General features: G+C 42.1%; 7 protein-coding genes and 2 pseudogenes. 6 read left to right on the forward strand and 3 right to left on the reverse strand.

Translation table 11 applies throughout. From position 1 onward, the window contains the following. Positions 1-163: 163 nt before the first annotated feature. From A136_RS03530 to A136_RS03550, 5 genes are all read left to right on the forward strand, one after another. On the forward strand, positions 164-7525 hold the full coding sequence (locus A136_RS03530; RefSeq protein ID WP_017064507.1) for a hypothetical protein: 7362 nt from the start codon (positions 164-166) through the stop codon (positions 7523-7525). A gap of 195 nt (positions 7526-7720) precedes the next feature. Further along, positions 7721-8971, forward strand: a complete 1251-nt coding sequence (locus A136_RS03535) for a tandem large repeat (RefSeq protein ID WP_241846863.1) — start codon at positions 7721-7723, stop codon at positions 8969-8971. Positions 8972-9823: 852 nt separating this feature from the next. After that, positions 9824-11545: a hypothetical protein gene (locus A136_RS03540; protein ID WP_017064509.1), complete on the forward strand. Its 1722-nt coding sequence runs from the start codon at positions 9824-9826 to the stop codon at positions 11543-11545. A gap of 1 nt (position 11546) precedes the next feature. Next, positions 11547-12782: a TolB family protein gene (locus A136_RS03545; protein ID WP_017064510.1), complete on the forward strand. Its 1236-nt coding sequence runs from the start codon at positions 11547-11549 to the stop codon at positions 12780-12782. Further along, positions 12775-17466 carry an OmpA family protein gene (locus A136_RS03550; RefSeq protein WP_017064511.1) on the forward strand — a complete coding sequence of 1564 codons (4692 nt, stop codon included), beginning with the start codon at positions 12775-12777 and terminating at the stop codon, positions 17464-17466. Before A136_RS03545 ends, A136_RS03550 begins: the two co-directional genes overlap by 8 nt. 78 nt (positions 17467-17544) lie before the next feature. Here A136_RS03550 and A136_RS23215 read toward each other — a convergent pair. The 3 genes and pseudogenes from A136_RS23215 to tssH all read right to left on the reverse strand — a co-directional run. Next, a pseudogene (locus A136_RS23215) lies at positions 17545-17709 on the reverse strand (helix-turn-helix domain-containing protein); the annotation flags it as partial. Between the two features lie 83 nt (positions 17710-17792). Beyond that, a pseudogene (locus tag A136_RS03555) lies at positions 17793-19173 on the reverse strand (sigma-54-dependent Fis family transcriptional regulator); the annotation flags it as partial. Further along, the gene (gene tssH, locus A136_RS03560; protein ID WP_017064513.1) at positions 19160-21838 is read right to left on the reverse strand and encodes a type VI secretion system ATPase TssH; all 2679 of its coding nucleotides are present in this window, start codon (positions 21836-21838) and stop codon (positions 19160-19162) included. The gene tssH and the pseudogene A136_RS03555, both read right to left, overlap by 14 nt. A 454-nt stretch (positions 21839-22292) precedes the next feature. On the opposite strand from tssH, the gene A136_RS03565 reads away from it, so the two are divergent. After that, complete coding sequence (locus tag A136_RS03565) at positions 22293-22811, forward strand: Hcp family type VI secretion system effector (RefSeq protein WP_012600867.1); 519 nt, start codon at positions 22293-22295, stop codon at positions 22809-22811. Positions 22812-22815 lie beyond the last annotated feature (4 nt).

Genomic DNA, 22815 nt, shown 5'->3' on the forward strand with positions numbered 1-22815 from the left:
TAATGACTAGCTAAAGGTATAGGGTGTGTTTTTAGAGAGATAAAAAACAAACATTTCACCTTTTGATTTAGCTAAACTGTACTTTATAAGTAGTTATTATGTCATGTTGAGAAAATCTTAGACGATAATATAATCGCGGCAAAATATACTTTGCCAGAAAACTATGTTCACTAAAAACACGCTGAAATCAATATTAGGTCTTATTGTTACGTCGCTTATCTTGAGCGCATGTGGTGGTGGGGAAGGTGGTGGTGATAATACACCGCCAGCAAGAAATACCGGGAGCATCTCAGGTAACGTTTTTGACGCTCCTGTTAGTGGTGCGAAAATCGAGGTATTTGAATACAAAGATGGGAACCTAGGTAGGAAGTTAGCTAGCACGACTTCTGATGCTTTTGGCGACTACAAGGTCGAATTCGAGTCTTCATCGATGCCACTTATCATCGTCGCAAAAGAGGGCAGTTATACTGATCCACTGACTAACGACACAGTGTCCGTTAGTAATGGTAAAACTCTCCGTTTAGAAGCCATGATTAACTATAAGGAAGGCCAAGATCAAAGCTTAATGTTGACCCCTTTAACCAACATAGTTTCAGGTTTAACTCAATACAAAGTAGGTAAGGGAGTGTCAGGCTCTACTGCTATCTCAGAAGCATTAAATAGCATTAACGATATGTATGGTTTCGATGTCAATGAAACTACACCGATAGACATAACCAAAGGTGGTCAAAGTAGTTTTGCTACATCCGGTCACCAATATGGTGCTTTGTTAACCGCTTATTCTTCTTATTCGTACGACCTAATTCAAAAATACGGTGATACTCAGAGTAATATTTACACATCGATGCATTTGGCTGATATCCAATATCGAGATGTCATTGCCGATGGTCTTCTTGATGGGCTGGAAATAAGTACTGTGTCGGGAGGGGTAACCCCTTTAACCTTCGGTCAACAAAAAGTCTCTAGTGATATTTACACTCACGATTTGGCACAGCATGTTCTAATTGTCGTCAATGATCCTAACTTAAATATTTCAGGAACAGACGCAGACGACTATGTTGAGTTTAGCCGTAAGATTAATGACCAAGGCACCAATAGCGGTACTGGCGGTGTGATCCCACCTCGCGACGAAACCGAAATTGATACCGAAGCGCCTACAGTGTCTAGAACAGACAGTGATGTATTGGTAAGCCTCGATAAAGTGGATATTAAGCTCAATGATGAAATTGGTGTTCAAGGTGTCTCAGCGTACCTTGAATACCAACTGGACGGTGTCTGGTCTCTCGAGAGTCAGTGTGACGATGAACAAACTGCGGGTAGTGAGTTTTGTTTCTTGGAATTCGACGGCTTTGAATCTGGTCTTAGAGAAACAAGTATTAAAGTAAGTGTAGACACAAAAGCCATTGACGCGGTAGAAGTTGATTCGGATACGGGACTCTCAAATGTAACTGCGGCACGTTTGGTTTTTTATACGACTGACGTCTTAGGTAACGAATTAGTTCAAGGGCGAGATGTTGGCCATTATGTAAACTTTGAATGGGACAACAATGCGCCGGTAATTGAAGTAACCTCGGCTAGTTCTATAAACAACAGTGCAAAAGAGTATGTGCTTAAAGGCACTGTAAAAGAAGACTCGCAAGAGATTGATTCGGTAACGGTTTCATTTAAAGGCGGTTTAGATGATAGCGTTTCTTGTGGTCATATAACTTTAGAGTCAGGCAGTGCCTGTGAATTCAGTAAGGGATATTCAACCGATGAATTCGTATCGATAACAACATTTGAAATTAAAGCCACCGATAGCAACGGGAATATTGGTAAGGAAGTTCACGAAGTCGTTCGTGATGATCAAGCGCCGGCGCAAGTGATTAGCTACCCAGAGAATGCTCCAATGAGTTATGTCAACGTTAGTGTTGATGGGGAACGCGTAACTAAAGAAGATGTTTATACGCAAGACACCTACACATCAGAAACGGTTCAATCCACTCGTGATTATTTGAAGATTGATTACATTTACGCGAGCAAGGGGATTTTAAACTCAATTCCCGATGTCGATTTTAGTGACTTTAATGTCAACGACCTCAAAGATAACAAAATTCCATATGTTCGTGTCAGAGTCTCAGATGGCAACGGGGATATGGGGTTAGGATCTAGTGCCGACAAACTTAAGCTAGTTGTTAAGTATTTAGTAAGCGCAAACAATGATAATAACTACGTGCTTCAGAAGGTAACCGATACCGTAGCCTCTGCCGCTAACATACCCCACGAGCCTATCTCTGATACTGAAGGACACGTAAATGAGGTTATCTATTATGTTCCTTTTGTAAAAGAAATACTTGGTGACAACTTCGCTTCGACGTCCGAGAACAGCAGTCAAAAACTAGTGATTCAAACTATTGACGAGTCTGAAAATGAAAGTGCTGAGCAAGAAGTTTATTTTCGTAGTAGCTTCGACTTGCCGACAATGACGATCGTTACTCCATTTATCGGAGCTAGTGTTCAATTGGAGGGATTAAACTCGAAGGGAGAGTTCACGTCGCTAGGAAGATGCACCACGATTCAACACCTAGAAAGTAATGGAACTAATAAAGCACTAGATGTTGCTGGATGTGAAACAACAACCGATGTAGTTAACTACGACTTTATGCGAGTTAGATTAATCGGTATTGATAGTAATACGCAACCGCATTACTACAAGTGGGAGAGTGATCCAGGCACACAATCAGAACAAGTGAACTTAAATAGCGCTAATATAGGAGCCTATTTTAAACTTAATGGTTCTAAGACTTTTTATATTACTGAACTTGCAACATACCAAACCGGACTGTTTGACTCTCAATGGAATCAAGTTGAAGCGGGAAATAAGACTCCTGAGAATGCCGCACGAATTTTAGACGACGTACAATATGCTCTCGCTGGTGGAAGCGATTCATTCTTTGGTTTCGACCCAACGATCGTTTCGTATGCAACGAATGAAATATTGAAAGGTGCTATTCCGGAAAAACTGCCTAATAATTATATTCATCGGTTTTTAGTAGAAGCGATTTATGACATTACCCAAATAAACAATATGCTACTAAGTAACTCTGTTGATTTTGCTTCCGCTATCTATGATGACTTGCAGTACGATGGCCAAGCTAACGGTATTGGTAGTGGGGGTGAAAAAATAGTTCTAGATTCATATGAATTTAGCTCAAAGTCTTACCGTAATGACTTAGCGCAATCATACTATAACATTATGACTGAAAAGTATGGTGTAGCAGCTAACCTAGCTCAGCGATACGCCGATCAGATATCAATGGCGAACCCAAGCCTCGATGGCGAACAGATTATAGACGGTGATGGCGAAAGTATTGATAAATCACCGCCTCAACCTTCGCTAAGTATCGAAAATGGCCGAGAAACATGGGTTGGAAATAAACGGTACGTTGCTGGTGTTTTAGATTCACGGATTATTTTGGAAGATCCGTCAGGCATTGTCGTGGAAGAAGGCAGTCAGCCATTATTTGTTACAGTGTGGTATAAGAAAACTGAACCGAATACGGAAATCCCAATTGATCTGAATATTCGAGAGTCAGGTGGTGATAATTATAAAAAAGAGTATTTATTTACCCTTAATACCGAGTCTTCAAATCTCAAAGGGATTGTCGAGTTTGCACTTGTGACCAGTGCAATGGATGAGCATGGAAATAGCTATGGTTACAATGGAGAGGAACCACATACGGAAACTTTGTATGTGGATAATGATTATCCTTTAGCGACTTATATTCCCCCGAGCGATGGTAATGGTGATCCGATTGACGAAAATGTCTATTTGAACACCAATTATGTTCAAGAACTCACTTTCAACATTGACGATATTGTAGGAGACAAATTGGACGAGCGAGGGCTCACTTTCTACAACTCGGCAACCGGTGTTACTAATGATTATGACGCTAACTCACATTTTTCAAGTAATACAGAGGATCATTTTAAGGTAAAACTATGCTCTGGAGACAAATGTAGCAGTCAAGGTAATATTATTAGTCCAGAAGATGGTAATTGGGTGGTGTATGTTAATGCTGAAGACAATCTGTCTAATATAGTTAACCGCCAGACGACCAATGCCCCTCAATTTAGTGTATTACTTGATTCAAAAGGTCCGGTAGTAAACGGATCTAAAATTATTAACCACTTAGGTGGTAATACTAGCTGGGTACCTGATATTACTTGGAGCTTGAGTCCAGGGAGTTTGGTTGAAGTCGATATGAAGTCAGAGTCTGGCAGGCGTTTCACTTTGCAACATTACGAAACAGAACCTGAAGAGAGTACTGAGCCGTATCTATTAGGCATGCAGCCTAACGTAGAGGTGAGACTAGTTGCGGAGGCATTTAAATATAATGAGAAAAACTTCTTCTACGTAACAGCAACAGACAGTTCTTTTCCATCGGGAACACACAGTGGTGAATTTGAATTCTTGGTCGACAACAAGGGACCAGTAATTGAATTAGCTGACCCTTGGGTTTTAGACACTAATTCAGGTGAAAGCTATGTTCTTGGTACCGCATTTACTGTAAAGCTTACATCAGTATCTGACGACTCTGATGTATCTAAGGTTGAACTTTGGCAACAAGGTCAAAACGCTGCAATACGTTCAATTGACCCCAAAGATCCAACGCAGCCCTTTGATATCGAAATTACAGAAACGCAAAGTGACACTATCGTAATTGGCGAAGACAGAAAGGCTAACCTGTACCTCAAAGCCCTAGACGAATATGGGTTTGAATCTGAAACAGAAATTAGAACTGTTCTGCTAGATCGTGAAGGCCCATCACTAAAGTTAAATGCGTTTGATCCGGAAAGTTTCTATCTTGGTGATTATGTATTCAATCTTTCAGCCCAAGATTTAAATGATAGGGGAACACCATCATCAGACGGTGTTAACAATGAAACATTAGAGTATTGGACTTTCAAAGAAAACCCCTCTGATGCAAGCACCTTAGTTGGTGAAGATATGAAGATTCCTTTAAGAGGTGAAAACGATGGTGATAGTGCGATTCGCACTATCAGATTAGGTGGTTCCGACATTAGAGGGAATACGACAAGCATAGATTATGTGGTTAAAGTTCAAAACTCAAAGCCCACTATTAACTCGGTTACTTTCACATATGAAGATGGCACGCCAGTTTCTTCTGGTGGCCAGATACAAATTACTCGTGTTGAACCTGTAATTATAAGTATTGATGCTGAAGATGAGAGCGGGATCCCGCTAGTTGAAGGTACTTATAAATATGGGGAACAAACCAACAATATCTCATTTTCTCAGAAAGGTGGCCTTTGGGAAGCTAGGTTGACAGAGGCAGATCTAACGGAAGATGGTGCCTATCAGTTGGAATTCAAAGTATATAATAACGTTCGCTATAGCTCTGAACAAGAAAGGCCTGTTTCCGAACGGTCAGAAAGTATCAATGTGCAACGTCAAGGTGTTGCTCTGTCAATCGTAAAACCGACTGACTTCCAAAGTCATATATCGGGAAGTACCCTTAATGTTGAATTTGGCCCTGCGGGTGAGGTAAAAGCAAAAACATTAGAATGTTGGGTTAGAGAGAATTACACCTCAGACGGTGTGCCGGAAGATGGTTCGAACAATGCTTATTCAGGTGTTATAACTAATCCTCAAGAAAATTATAAGTGTAGCATTACAACTGATGTGAATATGTCTGTTTCACCTGTGGTTTTGATAACGAAAACAGTAGGAACGAATGATACTGAAACAGTCAATAAATTCAGCTTTAATATGATGGATATCGATGCCCCTACGGTTGAACAAGACACATATCAATTTACTGGCAATGACGTTGGTTTGAACGCCGAAGGTAAGAAAGTTCTGAGCTTAACATTGAGCTTCAAAGACAATCTTTCTGGTGTGGATATTAGTGATGGTAACGAACCGTTATTGGTAAGAAATCGATTAAATGTGTCTTTTGAGCCAAATAGTTGTAGCTCTAAATTGGGTATAACGACATGTACGTATAGAGAGTTGTATGCCGATATCCTCTCTCCGGGGGCGTTACAGCACTTATACACGATTAAGAACTTGTCTGATGTCGCCGGAAACTTAGGTTCGGATCATGCGTTAGAATTATTGCTTCCAGCCCAAGGCGATTTAGAAATCGCTATTACCAGCCCTGCTGAAGATACTATTATTCGAGGTGAGACCCTTGAAATGAAATTCAAGGTGAAGGTTGGACAAAATTCTGATCTTGAAAATGTCGTCGCAACTATAGATGGTGCGTCATATAATTTGAATGATAACCCAGAGAACTTTGGCCCTTTCACTAAGTGTGAGGATGACTATTCTTGCTCGACGTTTACCGCGCCATTAGATGACAAACTAGATGGTCAATTTATCAAGCCTAAAATTCAAATTATTGATGTATGGGGAGAGTCTATAAGCGATGAAGTCAGCGTAATGGTCGATAATAGCCTACCAAATGTTGACGACACTGTATCCCTCAATGAATCTCCGGATGATTCTAGCTTAGTTAGATTTCAGTTTTCTGTGTGGGATGAAGGTAGCGGTATAGCAAAGGTTAAGTACACAATAGTTAATCCTAAATATGTATTTGATAAAGATGACGATAGCGAAAATTCACACCTTTATTTTGATCTTCCAAAAACTGAGTTAGAAGAGTTGAATTCGATACGAGTCAATGTCGAAGCAACTGACAATGTAGGTTGGACTCAAAATAAGACGATTGATATTGACATTAGGATACCAACTATTGATTTGGCTTTTGATGGAATAACAAGTTTACAAGGGGGTAAGCTTGCTTTTACTAATGATAGCCAAGCGTTCACCATTACCTCTGAAGATGGAGAAGATGTAAAGGCTGCTTCCTATGCTATAGATTTGGTTCCAGTTTCAGGTAACACGATTAAGTTTTCTGGGAAAATAGCCTCTTCAACAGCTTCAGATACGATGACTTTTGATATCGATGCTCAAGCTGAGTATATGCAAAAAGTAACCGTAACCGATTCTATCGGGCGAGTTATTATTGACTTTAATGTGCTCAACAAGACTTACGATGCTGAAGGCATCGCATCCATTGTTGATTACCAAGCACCGGTCATTTCAAGTATCACCAGTACTCAGGATTCGATGATTCCAGAGGAAGGGCTATATTATTTGGATGTAAGAGCATACGTCTTCGATAAAAATCTAAGCAGTGTTGGTTCTACTGCGGAAAACGGTACCGATGCCCCGGTAAACCCACAATCAATTGAAGAACCGACCAAAGACGGTGACCCTTACTTGATACGTTATCTTTTATCTCCTGGCGATTATCTAATAAATGTAACGGCAGACGATTTAGTTGAACACCAGACCGAGAAGTCACTAAATACAAAAGTTGAAGCAGCAAGTATTCCAGAGCTAACAATATCAACGGCAGCATCAATGCCTTTGGCTGGTGGCGTTGAAATTCCACTTTTGTTTACCTTCACTGAAGAGGTTAATCAATTTGAATTTTCAGATGTAGAGATTTAAGCAAGTGATGGCAATGATACAGGCGAGTTGAAGCAAGCATCAAGGAGTACAACAGACAATATAAATTGGTCGGTCAATTACATAACGCCTGAAAAACATAACAAAAACATAACCATACGAGTCGGTGATAATAGTTACGAAAGCGTAAATACTATCCCCGGTACAGGGGATAGTTTGGTTTTGGGGATTGAGGGTGTGTTACCAACCCTGTCTAGCGTGACATTTGATCCAATGCATCAGCAAGTAGGCAAAGATGTACAAGTAGCCCTTGAATTTGATAAGGAATTACAAGAAGTAACGGCCATGCTTGGTGGTAATCAAATCAACTCACTAACTGCTACGGCTGATAAGAAAGTTTGGAAGGGTAACGTTCGAGTGCCTGATACTAATGAATTAACAGTGGCTTTGATTACAGAGCAATACAAAGACCTAGTGGGTAATGTGGGCACGCAAGACAGCACACACTCGCTGCCTATCACGCCAACGTTGGACATTACACCGGTGGGCAGTGTGGACGGCAGCAATGCCGCGAACTTGGCCTTCTCAGGCACCTCGACCCGTTTTGATGGTCAAGAGCTTCGCCTGGCAGTGAAAGCGCAAGACAATGAGACGGTATTGAAAAATGGCGTTACGACCGTAGCAAGCGGTGGGGCTTGGAGCAGTACGGTGGACATCAGCGATCAACCGAACGGCAGCTACACCGTTATTGTGACGGGCACCAACGCTGCAGGCGTGCAAGTAAGCGAAAGCGCAAGCTTTACGCTCGCGCAAGCGGTACCGACGTTAACGAGCGTGACGTTTAACCCAAAACACCAAGCGATAGGTCAGAGCGTATCGGTCAGTCTTAAGTTCGATAAAGCGCTGCAAGCGGCCAGTGCCGAGTTAGGTGGTACGGTCATCTCGCTGACGCAGAGTGCGGACGCCAGCGTGTGGACGGGCAATGTCGATGTATTAGTCGCGACGTCGTCTGATTTGACGGTGGATTTGGTGGTGAAAGATTACCAAGACTTATCGGGTAACGTGGGGGTGCAAGACAGCACACATTCGCTGCCTATTACGCCAACTATCAGCATCTCTGCGATCAACAGCGGTAACGATGTTAATGAATCAGAGACACCTACATTGATTCTCGATGGTACTACGGTTCGTTTTTCTGAAGGAGATAAGTTGAGCCTAAGTGTCACGGATAGTGGGGGAGTTAAAGTTTCAGATGCTGAGGTGCTGGTTGGTGAAAATGGAGTTTGGCAATATGAACTGACTCTTGATCCAATCGAAGGTGGGTCTGTGACGGTGTCACTACATGGTGCCAATGCACTTGGAGCCGATGGCACTTTGGTTGAATCTACATTTACATTAAATAAGGATGTGAACGCTGCAGTGGTCGTAGTGCCAAGTTTATTACGACAACTGCTTATTTACGACAAGGGCACAAAACTAGCAGCGTAACGCTAATCGTTATATGGAAGATTAGACAAAGGTCTGCCTATTCGGCAGACCTTTTTGCAAATGTATCTAAGGTTGTTGGAATTTGAGTATGTATCCGGGGCTTAATCATTTTTATTACCCTCAATTTGATTAAGAAAATTATTGTACACCAGTGCCCAATATTGATTAGTTTAGTGATGCTGAGTCATTGAAATGAAAATTATTTTGTTTTTCCTGTTTCATTATTTAGTCATATTTTCAGTCAGATAACTAATATAACTGGTGATGCAATCAGAATGGCAATTACATAGATATTTTGCATAGTAGTTTTTGGTGTTATCTCTATAAAAGTGCCACCTTGATATTAAATGCATAATATATATAGTGTTTATATCACATCGTTATTTGATGTGGTGTTCTGCATTTTGGTACTTAAGTACCACCCTTTTAAGCCAATTTAGTGTTCCAAAATAAATCCTATTTATATTGGCTAAGTTTATGTGGGAATTTATTCCCACTTTTTTTCTCTTTTACAGATGAGAAAATGCTTAATATAACCTTCTAAATCGATGAAATTCTTCCACCAGATATGTGTGTTTGGTCTAGCTAGTATTTACTTAAGTACGCAATGAAATGATTATTATGTGACATCCGTTCAAATTGATTTGCCTTTTTAGTTGGTCAGACGAAATGACTATTTATCCTGTTTAATTAGCTTTATTGATAGTGTTATGGTTTTTGACGATACTCCTTCTAATCTATTGAAATTTATAACCATTACGCGTAGAATTTATTTAACCAAATCGTTTTTTAAGCCTTATCAGCTTAGTTATCACCGCAACTATATATACCTGTAGGTTGTGGAGAATCCAAATGCACTTAGTTTGCAAATTTATATCTAGTTCGTCTCTCAGTACGAACGACCTTCAATATGTCTTAACACCGGATGAGTGTATCGGGCTATTTTCGCGTGTGCGCACCCCTAAAGACATCTTGGCTCAGTTACCAAGCACTCTGGTTCAGCAGATTACTGCGTCGGCTAAAAAAAATGTCCACAGCCTGCTCAATGCTATTCGAGTAGAACTTGTAAAAGCGAACTGGGTTTGTCTTTCATCCAATGTGAGACGTAGTCCACTAATGAGTAAGCAGCTAGCAAATTTCCCCCGACTGAAGTTACATGTCGATCGGGTGAGCAATAATAGTACTGCAGAGCGCGTTCATAAAGCTAACTACCAGCAAGTTGTCGATGATGTACCTTTGGCACGCCACTACAACTACTCTCCAGTTGAACCTTCCCCAGAACACAAAATTGTTGTTGAGTATGCTGGCCAGTGGTCAAGTAATGCGGCATGTTTGATGTTGGGTAAAACTGATGCTCAAAAAGAAAAAGTCACAGTAGGCAAGGCAGATACCGAAAACAAACACCGCAGCCTCGCGACATTTAAAGATCTCGAAACTGAGGGGAAAACACTTTATATCAAAATCCCTTGTTCCGACCAGCCTCAGCCGATTTTGCTTAAATTAACCGAAGACCTGCAACCCGTTGATAAAGTGACTCAGATGGATGAGTGGGATAACGTGTTGGTGCCGGTGGTTCCTGTTCATAAAGGTGATTCAGGGTATGTATCGATTGATCGTGGTTACGTTTATGTCGTTTGGCAATCAGAAGTTTGGAGAGAAATCCAAATTCAAAATGACGGACGCTTTTCTGATATCGATCTATCGCTCTATCAAAGCACTAAGTCCTCGCCTCCAAGATCGGTCGATATCAGCTTATATGATGAAGACTCCGAAGCATTTCTGTCAGGGGAAGCGTTTCAGTTGTACCAAGACGGTAAAAAAGTCTACGAGGGTGTGTTGAACGAATATGCTTGTGCCCGTGTTTTTGGTCTTACTGCAGAAGAAGTTGAGGTAGTGGTTGCTGATTGGCCTAACGAAGGCGAAACATACACAGAATTACTTCAAACCGAATTGAGTCCATTTAAGGCTGGAAGTAAAACAAAGAGAGAGCCACTTGGTGTTCCTTTGCCTCATATTTGGCTTCCATACAAAATAAACGGTAGCGTACAAAGTGATGTTGCTCTTTATTATTCTCGGGCTCAGCTCAATTTTCAGCAACTCAATGAGTTAAAGAGCGGGAATAATGAAAAAGCGGTTAAAGTAAACCTCAGTGATTATTCTTGTACTCACAACTTTGATGCGAGCTCCGAACCTGTGATTTCGTTGCCGGATTTAGATACTCAAGCTCCAAGCAAATCAGATTACAATGTCGTCAATCAAAAAGAGCAGGGTGTCGCTGCCGCTGTTGTTAACTCCCCAAGCGAAGGCATCGTAATTACCTATAAAAGTAACCCCCAGTGCGATCAACCAGATGATTATTTCCAATTGACGTGTGTTGATGAAACATGGAGCCAAAAGATTTTTTTGCGCGAGGCTGAGTTTGTTGATCAGTATTGTAAAGAAGTCGTGTTCAGTGGTTGGCTACCGGAAGTCAAACGGGTCAATCTAACCCGACATTGTCGATCTCATAACTCAGATAAAACGGTATTAATGTCAGTGATTTATCAAGACATTGAACTTACGGAACTATTATAAAATGAAACGAACAACGTTAAGTATCATGCTTCTTTCGACTGCTATGTTATTAACAGGCTGTGGTGAGGAAAGTAATCAAACTTCGAATGCTGCAACAACACAATCCGTAGAAAAAGAACCCACTCAAAAGGCTTGTTATAATGTTGGCGAAACAACGTCATTCGAACGCAGAGATGTGACAGGGGCGCGCTGTCAGTGGCAAAGTGAGCACAACTTTATTGTTTACTCTGAAGATCTGTCCAAGCCTGAATACCCGGGTACACTTCCTGTCAAACCAGGTTATGCCGTTCGCCGAGCAAAAGAGTGGCCCCGTGAAGATTTGTCTGATGCGAGCTCTTATGACAAACCTCGAATTCAGTTTTGGTGGAATAATGTCAGCTCTCGAGACCGTCTCGTAAACGATTACGAAAATGGCTACAAAATTTGGAGCGTGAAAATTGATGGGACAGATTTACGTTTAGTCACGGATGATATGCCAAGCACGGCTTCACCACAGAACTATGTGACGAGTCGTTCACCCAATAATCGTTATGTGGCTTATGCCTATGGCTTTGGTGGGCCTTTGATAAAGGCGATCTTTGACATAGAAACGCAACAGACCATTCAACTGGGTAGTGCGAGTACTAAGCCATATTTGGTCTGGGCGAACGATTCTAGCTACATCTATTTCTCAGACGGTTTTAAGCGCTTTAAATACACACTCGCGACGGGAACCAAAGAAGAGGTAGATGTACCGTTGTCTGAAAATACAGTCATTGTAGATGGCAAGTTAATCAATGCTGCGGGCTTGGGGGTTGGGGTTTATGACGCCAAGACACTCAAACGCTTATACACTATTTTACCTGAAAAAGAGTTTGAAGACTCCGTCGATATTGAGAAGCGCATCTACCGCCAAATTGCGATCAGCCCCAATGGTAAATATGTATGGGGAATAAACTCGTATCGTAAGGTGCTGATCAATGTTGAGGATAAAACTTGGCTTGCGTTTTCTAAGGAAGGCGAAGAAAAGAAAGTTTATGCGAAAGTTGTAAATATCAGTAACAACGGTAATGAAACACAGAGAGGAGCAGCAAAAATAACCATAAGACGTTATGGGGCAGATTACCGTTATGAAATGAATGGAAATGGCGCTCAGTCATGGAAGGTGATTCATTCTGGCAGAGTTGCTAAAACCCCAGTGCTTTATAATGCCGATGCTAACGGCGGGCGTTTTCTGGAGGTAGAAAACGATGAGTAATGACCTTAAGTATTTACCAACAGATGTCTATTTGTTTGGTGTCGATTTTCCTAATGTTGGGGATGCACAGAACCCTCGATATAAAGCACTCAATATCGAAAAAGACCTGACCTCATTGGAAGAGTTGAAAAATATCCGCCCTATGTCACGGCTTCCCATTGCAATAAATTTAGGTGAGGAAAGCGCGGTCCTTTGGGCGACAGACGATTTAGGCCGTTTACATGTGCTGGGTGATTCAACGCAGAAAAACCAAAAAACCAATATCAATCAGGTTTTGGCACTGCGTTCGCCAGTACATAAGTTAGCAGAGAAGACGTACAAGCTGTCCTTTCCTGAGTGGTCAATGCTGACAGAGTTGGCGATTGGTGCGCAGAGTAAGGCTCGCCCAATCAAAAAGGCGTGTGCAGACCTTGCCTCTATCTTAGAAAAGCTAAAGGGGTATGACGGTGATCAAGCGTTGAACTCGCTAGAAAAAAAAGTGGAATACGCTGTCACAGAAGTAAAGCGTTCGCAGCTCGCACCTAAATATGAAGCGGGTACTCAAGCACTAACTGATGAGCAAATTGCGTATAACAAGTGGTATGACTCTGTTCCTCAAGATAAGCCCATTCGTGGCTTTATTGTACCCACGTTCTCATTTCTCGCCGTAGCATTTTCAACACAAGAGTATGCTGATGCAATTGTTAAAGTTACTCGTTTTGATGAGGAGAGCGGACAGCACATCAACCTGCAAGACGAAGAAATCATAACGCGAGCACAACTTGACCGAAACAGCAATTCGCATCGTCCAATAGCGTTGTTTCCGTTGGCGTCGGAGGTTTTTATTGATGGCATGTATACCATTGAAGTGTTTTTTGATGTTGACCTCATCGATGAGATCCCTGAGTTTGCACAGAATGCCACTAATGTAACCAAAGAGTATGATGAGTTTGGTGACACGACTAAAGTTAGCTACGAGCTACGAGAATACATCACGCTCAGCCAAACGACACCGTTTGGTAAGATCGCGGTTGTTGCTGGCGACATGATCTCACTTGAAGAGTCTTTGATATACCAATTTCCTACGCAGTTTAAAGCCCTACAAGCCTTCCGAATGGGAGAGCTTGAAAACCTAGAGAATAGCGGAACGACGGCGAGTATGAGTGCTGCGTTGTGGGAGGTTGGCACAAAAGTTACACCAAGTTTGGTTAATGCTGGCATTAATATTCATCAAAATCCATCAAGTAAACATGACGTGATTGGGAGTTTAGCAAACACGTTTTGGGGACAAGTAGACAAGGGCACGTTACCCCCAGCCATGATTTCTGCATTGGAATTTTCATTTGGGGTGTCGGCTACCACAGCAGCTTACCAAGCTCTTCAAGATTTACGCCAAGCGGCATCGGAATCCGAGCGTGCAGCACAAGTGGGTTTAAAAGCGCTTCTCAAAGAGAAAGGGTTTGATAAAAGTAAGTTCTTTACCAAGGTTATTGAACCTGCGAGAAATGGTAGTGCCCACGTTGTGGCGGGGAGTGCTGCAAGAACTTGGTTGACAGGTAACGGCAGTATCAAAAGCTTTTTGTCGCCCTTTGCTGGTGCAGGGCTCAATGCAATCAACACCTTCTATGAGATAAAAGAGATCACTGACAAAAGCGAGCAATTACGCTTAGCAGAAGAGAAAGCTAAACTCAGGAAAAGTTATTTTGAGCAGGTATCACGCGATTATCTGAACTGGGTACCAGTCTGGAAAGAAAGTCTGAAGAGTGGAGAATTACTACTTAAGCAAATCATAGATAAGTTAGGCGACAATGTAACGTTTATTGACGTCATTCCTAATGACGTTGCTGAAGACAGTGCAATGTTTGTTAAAGACCATAAAGGTGCTGGTTTACGCTTGGTTTTTCCTTTTGATAACAACCAGGTTCAAGCCCCGCACTTGTCATATTTGGCTGCTGTCGATAAAGAATTATCTAAGATTCCAAATGCCGTTGTTGAAATCGAAGGGCATGCCTGTCAAAACGGTGATTCAGAATATAACCAAAACCTTTCGCAACAGCGAGCGCAGCATGTTGCTGAGTTCTTTTCTTCAGTCAGTGATATTCGATTTTTTGGCGAACGTCGACCAATAGTCGAGGTACCAAACAACGAAATCAAACGCGAAAACGCGCAACTTAATATTAACCGACGTGTTGAAGTTCGAATCTACTTACAAGAGTTTGCGGCGAGAATTCCACCGAGTCGACTCGGCTTTAAGGCTATGGAGCAAGCGCGTTTAGCTCAGTTAAATGCGAACTTGGGAGAAGAAGCAATTGCAAAAGAGCTCAAGCTAGCTATCTTCGAGATGATCGTTGGTATGGCTTGTTATGTTCCGATAATAGGACAGGCAGCAAGAGGCTTTTTCGTTGTCAAAGAAGGCGGGAAAATGCTGATGAGTGGCGCCCAGTTGCTAGACTCTGCGCTCTTCGATTATTACTTGTCTTCCTACAACGAAGTTAGAAAAAGCATATCTGCAATTGAACAACTTAGCCATGAAACCACAGAGATTATTGATTCATTGGCTGAAATTAATACTCAATTGACAGAGATGTATTTTACGTCTTCAGATGCGTTAGTTGAGCACTTAGGAAAAGCTACAGGTGCAAAGGAGCTGATTAAGCGCTATCAACGTCGTGCACTTGCTATTAATGGTTTGGTGCTTTTGATTCAAAGAGCTTGTTCTGAGGGCGAACAAGAGTTCACAGAACAGTGGCGAACATTAGCCATCGATGAATACATTCAGCGATATATCGAAACCGATGGCTGGATATTAAACACAGAGTTAAAAGAAAACTTGTGTAACTTGTGGCTCCAAGAACTCATGCGTCGTGAGGGACACAAGCAATTAATTGAAAGTTACGGTGAAGAAATCGCTGAACAAGTCATTACTCGTAACAAAGCCAACTATATTGCTCCAAAAAGGAAAGATGTTTCTGGGGCGTTTAATGTCGCGTTTCCAGTGCAAGACAAGCTCTATAATCGCGATCAACAACGAGGCTTAGTTGAGTTTGCGACTCAGTTTAATGTTGAGTCTAAAAGATTATCAGAAGAGGACCTAGGGTTCGTTAGGTTATTAGTCTCTGAGCCTCATGACAACTCTAAATGGGTCACCTTTGATGAGTGGGAGAAGGCACGATTAAAAGCAAATAAAAAGGTGCGATTATCGCCTTTCCACCGTTTGAAGTGGCAAATGGTGTTAGGCAAACAAAGTCTAAAACAGATGACGTCAAATGTGTTTCAGTGTGAGATGTCTTATCAGCGCACTGACGGTTTACTTAATACCAGTGGACCTAAGTTTAATTTGATGTTCAAGCCGATGAAACACGAGGAATTTAGTGTAGACCCCAAAGGCGAGTTGGCCGAATTTTTTGAGGCGGAAAAAGTAGGCAGCAAAGTCCTTATTGGTTGTGAGTTTGAGCCGTATTTTTACTTTGGTGATGATGTCTTCTCTGGAGTGAAGCCTTTGATCGCCAAGCATGATTTAGTCGATTATAGCGGCTACTTATCTAAAGCTGCTCTCGGTCCGATTTTTGGGCAGGTGATAAAAATTGACTCCCAACAAGATGTACTCAAAGAATATGTAAACAGCGGTGGCTTCAAAAATATGACCTATGAGTTCACTCTATCTGGAAGCAACTATAAGCTACCAGTACGAGTGGACAAGACAGTCGGACGATTTATTACGTCACCTAGACAGATTCCTGTAGGGGTCGATACAAACCATAACTATACACTCTCTGCTAAATCGGGCTTTATAGCGAACGGAAATCGTGTGTCAGAGAAAGACTTGTTAACGCTGGATTTTGTCTTACATAGTAAAGTTCATAAAGGCCCGACAAAGCCTGTTATCGATGACATTAAGCACAGTGCGATTGCGGTCAACTACGGAAATAAACGACAGTTTATGAACGAGGACAGTATTTTCACTACTGCAGATGAGATCAAAGGCTTTGATTGGACTTTGAATAAGTCATTCGCTATGGAAGTTATGCTCATTGGTGGGAAGCACAGAAAAGAGTCGTATCAGGGGCAAAGTCTCGAATGGCAGAGTGTTCCGGTTTCACTAAAGCTCTCGACCACTTTTGATAACGAAGCCGTATTCGGCTCTGAAACTACCTCTGGTCCTGAGTATCTAAGTAACCTTACTTATATTGGGATACTAAAGAAGGACGGGTCTAAATGGATGCTAGATGACAGCGATGTGATTAACAAAAATATAGACGCAGATTTTGTCTCTGAGGCTCTATCCAACATAGACATGGATGAAGATTTCGGTGGTAAGGTCGTCTACGCGTCTCGGTTCGAGTTCGCATTTAAAGCGCTGAACGGTCAAGAAATCAAGGGGCTTCGACCATTTGGACCCGTTGTTTCGACATCTGGTCGATTCCAAGAAGCAGTTCTAAAGGTGTCCTCTCTAGCACAACGCAATACAGCGGAAAAGACGCCGTTCAAACTTGGAAGCTTTGATATGTCGTTGGGCAGGCAGTACAAAAATGTAGATGAATTATCTTATTTTTCTGATTGTGAAGACCCAAGCTATAAAGTTGACAAAGATATGTACATCAACTGGGCAAAACTGATACAAGCAGAGCGTACAGAGCGTCTGGTAACCTGGATTAGAGACCCATACTTAGCAACTATCATTGAAGCGTCCATTCTCAAGAAATAAAAAAACCGCCTTAGGGCGGTTTTTATTGTCAATCGGAACTTAATCAATCGATCTGCTCAGTTTGCTCATCCACGGAGCTCAACCCGCCGCAGAAATATCGTATTTCTTCATCTTGTGATTGAGCGTACTTAATGGAAGCGACAGTTGCTCTGCCGCTCGTTTCGTGTGCCAATTACAAGAGTTTAAGCAGTCAATAATTACGGTACGTTCGTATTGGCTGACGACCTCTTTTAGGCCAACTGCGACATCGTCATCTCCTAGAGGTTCAGGTTCAAACGTGGGCTGTATTGCCGATGTAACTGGAGCAACGACTTGATGGTGTTCTACCTCTTCAGGGATCTGTTCACCAAACTCAATCTGAGTAATGGTTTCGAAATCGGAAAGCAGAACCGAGCGTTCGATGATGTTTTTAAGCTCACGCACGTTACCCGGGTAAGGGTAAGCGAGCAGTTGGTTTCTCACATTAGCACTCAATCCCGGTGATTGAGGCAAGCCTAACATCGTCGTGGTGTGCTGAACAAAGTGCTCGGCAAGTGGGATAATGTCCGCTTGTCTGGATCTCAGTGGTGGTAAGGTGATGGGAAATACGTTCAAGCGGTAGAATAAATCGGCCCTAAAGCCTCCGTCTTTAATCTGCTGCATTAAGTTACAGTGTGTCGCAGCAATGACTCTAACATCCACTTCAATCTCTCTGCTGGCGCCTACAGGGCGAACTTTACGTTCTTGCAACACACGCAACAGTTTAGCTTGAAGTAACATTGGCATATCGCCAATTTCATCTAGGAATAGGGTACCACCGTTTGCTGCTTCAAATAAGCCAACTTTGTCCTTGTCTGCACCGGTAAATGAGCCCTTTCTGTGCCCGAAAAGTTCGGATTCCAGAAGTTGTTCAGGAATTGCGGCACAGTTCTGAACGATTAATGCTTGGTCAGAACGATTCGAGTTTTCGTGAATGTATTTTGCAATGACCTCTTTACCCGCACCCGTCTCGCCTCTAAGTAAGACGTCGACAGGCAAAGAGAGCACCTTATCAAGTCGGCTCAATACATTGACCATCTCTTCACTTTCAGCGATCGGACCTTGATAGGTTTTCTTTGTCCGTTTCTTTAGCTGAGTATTTTCACGAACCAACGCTTGGTTATCAGCGCTTAAACTCTTAATCACTTGACCATATTGCTCTAACCAAATGGCATGGCGAATATTACTTGCCGCCATTCGGCAAAACTCGGTAAGTGCGGTTTCGTTATCGATAACGCTTAAATCGAGCAAAACCAATAATCCAATAGTTTTGCTTTCATCATCAATCAATGGCCAAGCAAGTAAGTTGTTGCTTTTTAGACCTAACGTTTGCTCGGTTTGATAGATGCCTTCGCAGTCATAACCATTGTAAGTGTATAGCTCATTGATCAAGACAACTTCGCCGTTACGTACGGCGAAGTTGAATGGGTCGGCTTCACTTACTGTGTCTAACTGCAGTGGCTCCCAAGGATGTGAGGCGATGACTTTTTCATGGTGATGCGCGGTACTTGGAATCAAGGCTTGACCGGTTTGGTCAAGCACGTAAATGATGCCATGTTTCGCGAAAGTCATTTGCCTTGCTGCTGTGAGAACGGCATCCAAAGTTTGAGCTAACTGGCTGCGATCAGCCAGAGATTGGCTGATCGCAAGTAGGGCGTTACTAAGCTCACTATGGTTAGCTGAACGCATAGGTTAGAGTTCCTTGCTCGTCCACAGAAACTTCAATTTGAGTATGTGAATCATCCTTGTCATTCACCAGTAGTTGAGTCGAAAGCTGCGGCAATAGTTGACGGTTAATAACGGCATCAATATTTCGAGCTCCCGTCTCTGCAAGGCGGCAGTTGCCTAATACGAATTCCACTAAGTTATCACCATAGCAAAGTGCCAGTTTGTGGTGGCTTTGTAGGCGCTCAGACACTTTCTTCAGTTTATGATGGATGATATCAGTCATTGCTGCGTCTGAAAGTGGAAGGAATGGCAACACGGACATACGAGCCAACAAGGCTGGCTTAAAGTGTTGATTCAACGTTGGGCGAATGGCTTCAGCGACGATATTGGCATCAATGTCTTTCGCTTGGTGAACTAAAGACTCAATCTCATGAGTCGCGAGGTTACTTGTCATGATGATGAGTGTATTTTTGAAGTCGATGGTACGACCTTCTCCATCATTTAGCGTGCCTTTGTCGAACACTTGGTAGAACAGGTTGAGTACTTCTGGGTCTGCTTTTTCAACTTCATCTAAAAGAACAACAGAGTAAGGGCGCTGACGTACTGCTTCGGTTAGCATACCGCCTTCGCCAAAACCTACATAGCCAGGCGGAGAACCAATAAGGCGAGACACAGTGTGTTTCTCTTGGAACTCAGACATGTTGATGGTGGTCATGAAGCGCTCACCTCCAAACATTTGGTCGGCGATAGCGCGAGCGGTTTCTGTTTTACCTACACCACTTGGGCCAACTAATAAGAAAACGCCCGTTGGTGCATCTGGGTTACCTAATCCCGCTTTTGCGGTTTGAATACCTTCAGCAAGCGCATCAATGGCAAATTCTTGGCCTTTAATGTTTTGAATTAGGTTTTGCTTCAAGTTTAAGGTCGCTTGCGACTCATCTTGAAGCATCTTACCCATAGGGATGCCTGTCCAATCAGAAATTACATGACTAATTTCGTCGGGACCCACTTCATAGTGAACGAGTGGATTGGTACCGCGCACGTTATCTAAATGTTCGTTACAAGATTGAATAGCTTCGCGAGTCTGCTCTTCAGAATATTCATGACAATTTGGTTTGTCACTTGTTAGTGCGTCATCATCTTGAAGCGTATTGTCAGCTATAGGAGCGCTGTCTTCTTCAGTCGAAGGAGTAGTAAGGCTATAAAGATGACTACGCAGTTCTATGATCTCTTGAATAAGAGATTGCTCTTTTTTCCATTGAACCTGAAGGGTAGCTTGTTCTTCTGTGGCCTTTTCAATCTTCTCTTTTAGCTCAGGAATTAAAGCGGCACTGTGTTTGTCACCAGTTTGCTGAAGTTGGTCACGTTCTAGAGCTTCGAGCTCACGATTCGCAGCGGCAATTTCTTGATGTAATGTTTCAACAGGTGCCGGTGTTGCATTAAGGCTAATATTGACGCGAGCACAAGCCGTATCTAACACGTCGATTGCTTTATCTGGCAGTTGACGTCCAGTGATGTAACGATCAGCTAAGTTTGCTGCGGCAGTGATTGCGTCGTCACGTACGTATACGTTATGTGACTTTTCATAGGCTGGTCTTAAGCCTCGGATGATCAATGCGGCTTGAGTAGCCGACGGCTCATCAAGTTTTACCAGTTGGAAACGGCGCGCCAGAGCTGGATCTTTTTCGAAATATTTTTTGTATTCAGACCATGTGGTGGCAGCAATTGTTTTTACTTCACCACGTGCTAGAGCGGGTTTAAGTAGGTTGGCAGCATCGCTGCCTCCCCCAACTAGCGTGTGAGCTTCATCTATAAATAAAATGATTGGAGTCGGTGAATTCTTCACTTCATCTAGTACTGCGTTAAGGCGTTTTTCAAACTCTCCCTTAACACTTGCCCCCGCTTGAAGTAAGCCCATGTCTAGGCCGTATAGTTCAACACCTTTGAGGCAGTCTGGCACATCTCCTTCGGTAATTTTTAATGCAAGACCCTCTACCACCGCTGTTTTACCAACTCCCGGCTCACCTACGGCGATTGGGTTATTTTTTCTGCGTCGCGCCAATATGTCGATTATTTGTCTGATTTCTTGATCACGGCAGAATACTGGGTCGATCTCGCCCTTTCTTGCTTTGCCGGTAAAGTCGGTGGTGAATTTACTTAATGCCGAACCATCTTCACGTGCGTCGGTTTTTTCTGATGTCGTTGCTAAAGATTCTAGAGAGTTTGTTGTGAGTTCAGAAAAATTACGCTTTAAGGTATCTGGGTTTACACCGTCTAAGATTGAAGCGTAGCCGTGCTGACCATAGCGTAGTGGGTTACTCACGAGTGTAAGAAGTAGGGCACCAGAGCGAATCTGAGTCTCGGATAGATCTAAAGATGAGACCAACCAACTTTCTTGAAGCCATTCGATTAAAAGCGAAGAAAAAACGGGCTTGCTGCCGTTGCCTGTTGTGTTGGTATCTAAAGTCGAACGAATGGATTGCCTTAAAATGGTCTCTGAGCAATCGAAATGACTTAATAAGATATCAAAATCACTATTTGGCCTTTCTAATAAGCTTAATAGATAGTGTTCAATTTGCACTTCATTGGCTTTTTCCGATACGGCTAATGCAGCGGCGTCCTCTAAAGCGACTTTTACAATAGGGTGCAGACGTTGTATTAAAGAGGAAAGGTTTATATTTATCATTTTAGTTCTATTAGTTATGTATATGGGATGCAGCAATTATACTAAAATTGATAACTGGTTTTTTATTCGGTGATGAATTTACTATTGTTTATTGGTTACTTTTATTGTTTGTTTTGGCTTTTTATCTGACTAATATTTAAAATCCCGTTCAAAATAATAAATAGTCTAGGCGTTATGATTTAATTACTAGTTTTTTTGACTTTATTTCTAATCTTCGAGATAGTTATTTTGCCTTTGTTTTTTAAATTCAATTTATTAGTATCCACGTTCAATAAATCGTTTTTCTAAACAACAAATTGTTGTTAAATATAATATTTATAACGGATAATTTATTGTAACTATCTGTATTTATTGGTTTTATAAAGTTGGCATGATGTTTGTATTAGCTTAATCAGTCGCGGTGATAAGCGATTTGGTGAATTAATGAATTATAAATTTTAAAAAGGAAATATCGATGCCAACTCCAGCATATATGTCTATCAATGGTGAAACTCAAGGTCACATTACTAAAGATACTTACTCTGCAGATTCTGTAGGTAACACTTGGCAAGAAGCTCACGTTGATGAGTTCCTAGTTCAAGAACTTGATCACGTACTAACAGTTCCACGTGACCCACAAAGTGGTCAGCCAACAGGTCAACGTGTTCACCGTCCGGTAGTAGTAACTAAAGTACAAGACCGTTGTTCACCTCTGTTATTCAACGCATTAGTGTCTGGCGAAAAGCTTCCTGAGTGTGTAATCCGTTTTTACCGTACTTCAGTACAAGGTAAGCAAGAGCACTACTACTCAATCAAGTTAATTGATGCACTACTAGTAGATATTCAAACTCGTATGAATCACTGTCAAGACGCTGCAACTTCAGATCGTGTAACTGAAGAAGTACTTAAGCTGACTTACCGTGCAATCGAAGTTACTCACGAAAACTGTGGTACTGCTGGTAATGATGACTGGCGTGCTCCACGCGAAGCTTAATCGC

This window comes from Vibrio crassostreae 9ZC13 (genome assembly GCF_000272045.2).
Taxonomy (GTDB): Bacteria; Pseudomonadota; Gammaproteobacteria; order Enterobacterales; family Vibrionaceae; genus Vibrio; species Vibrio crassostreae_C.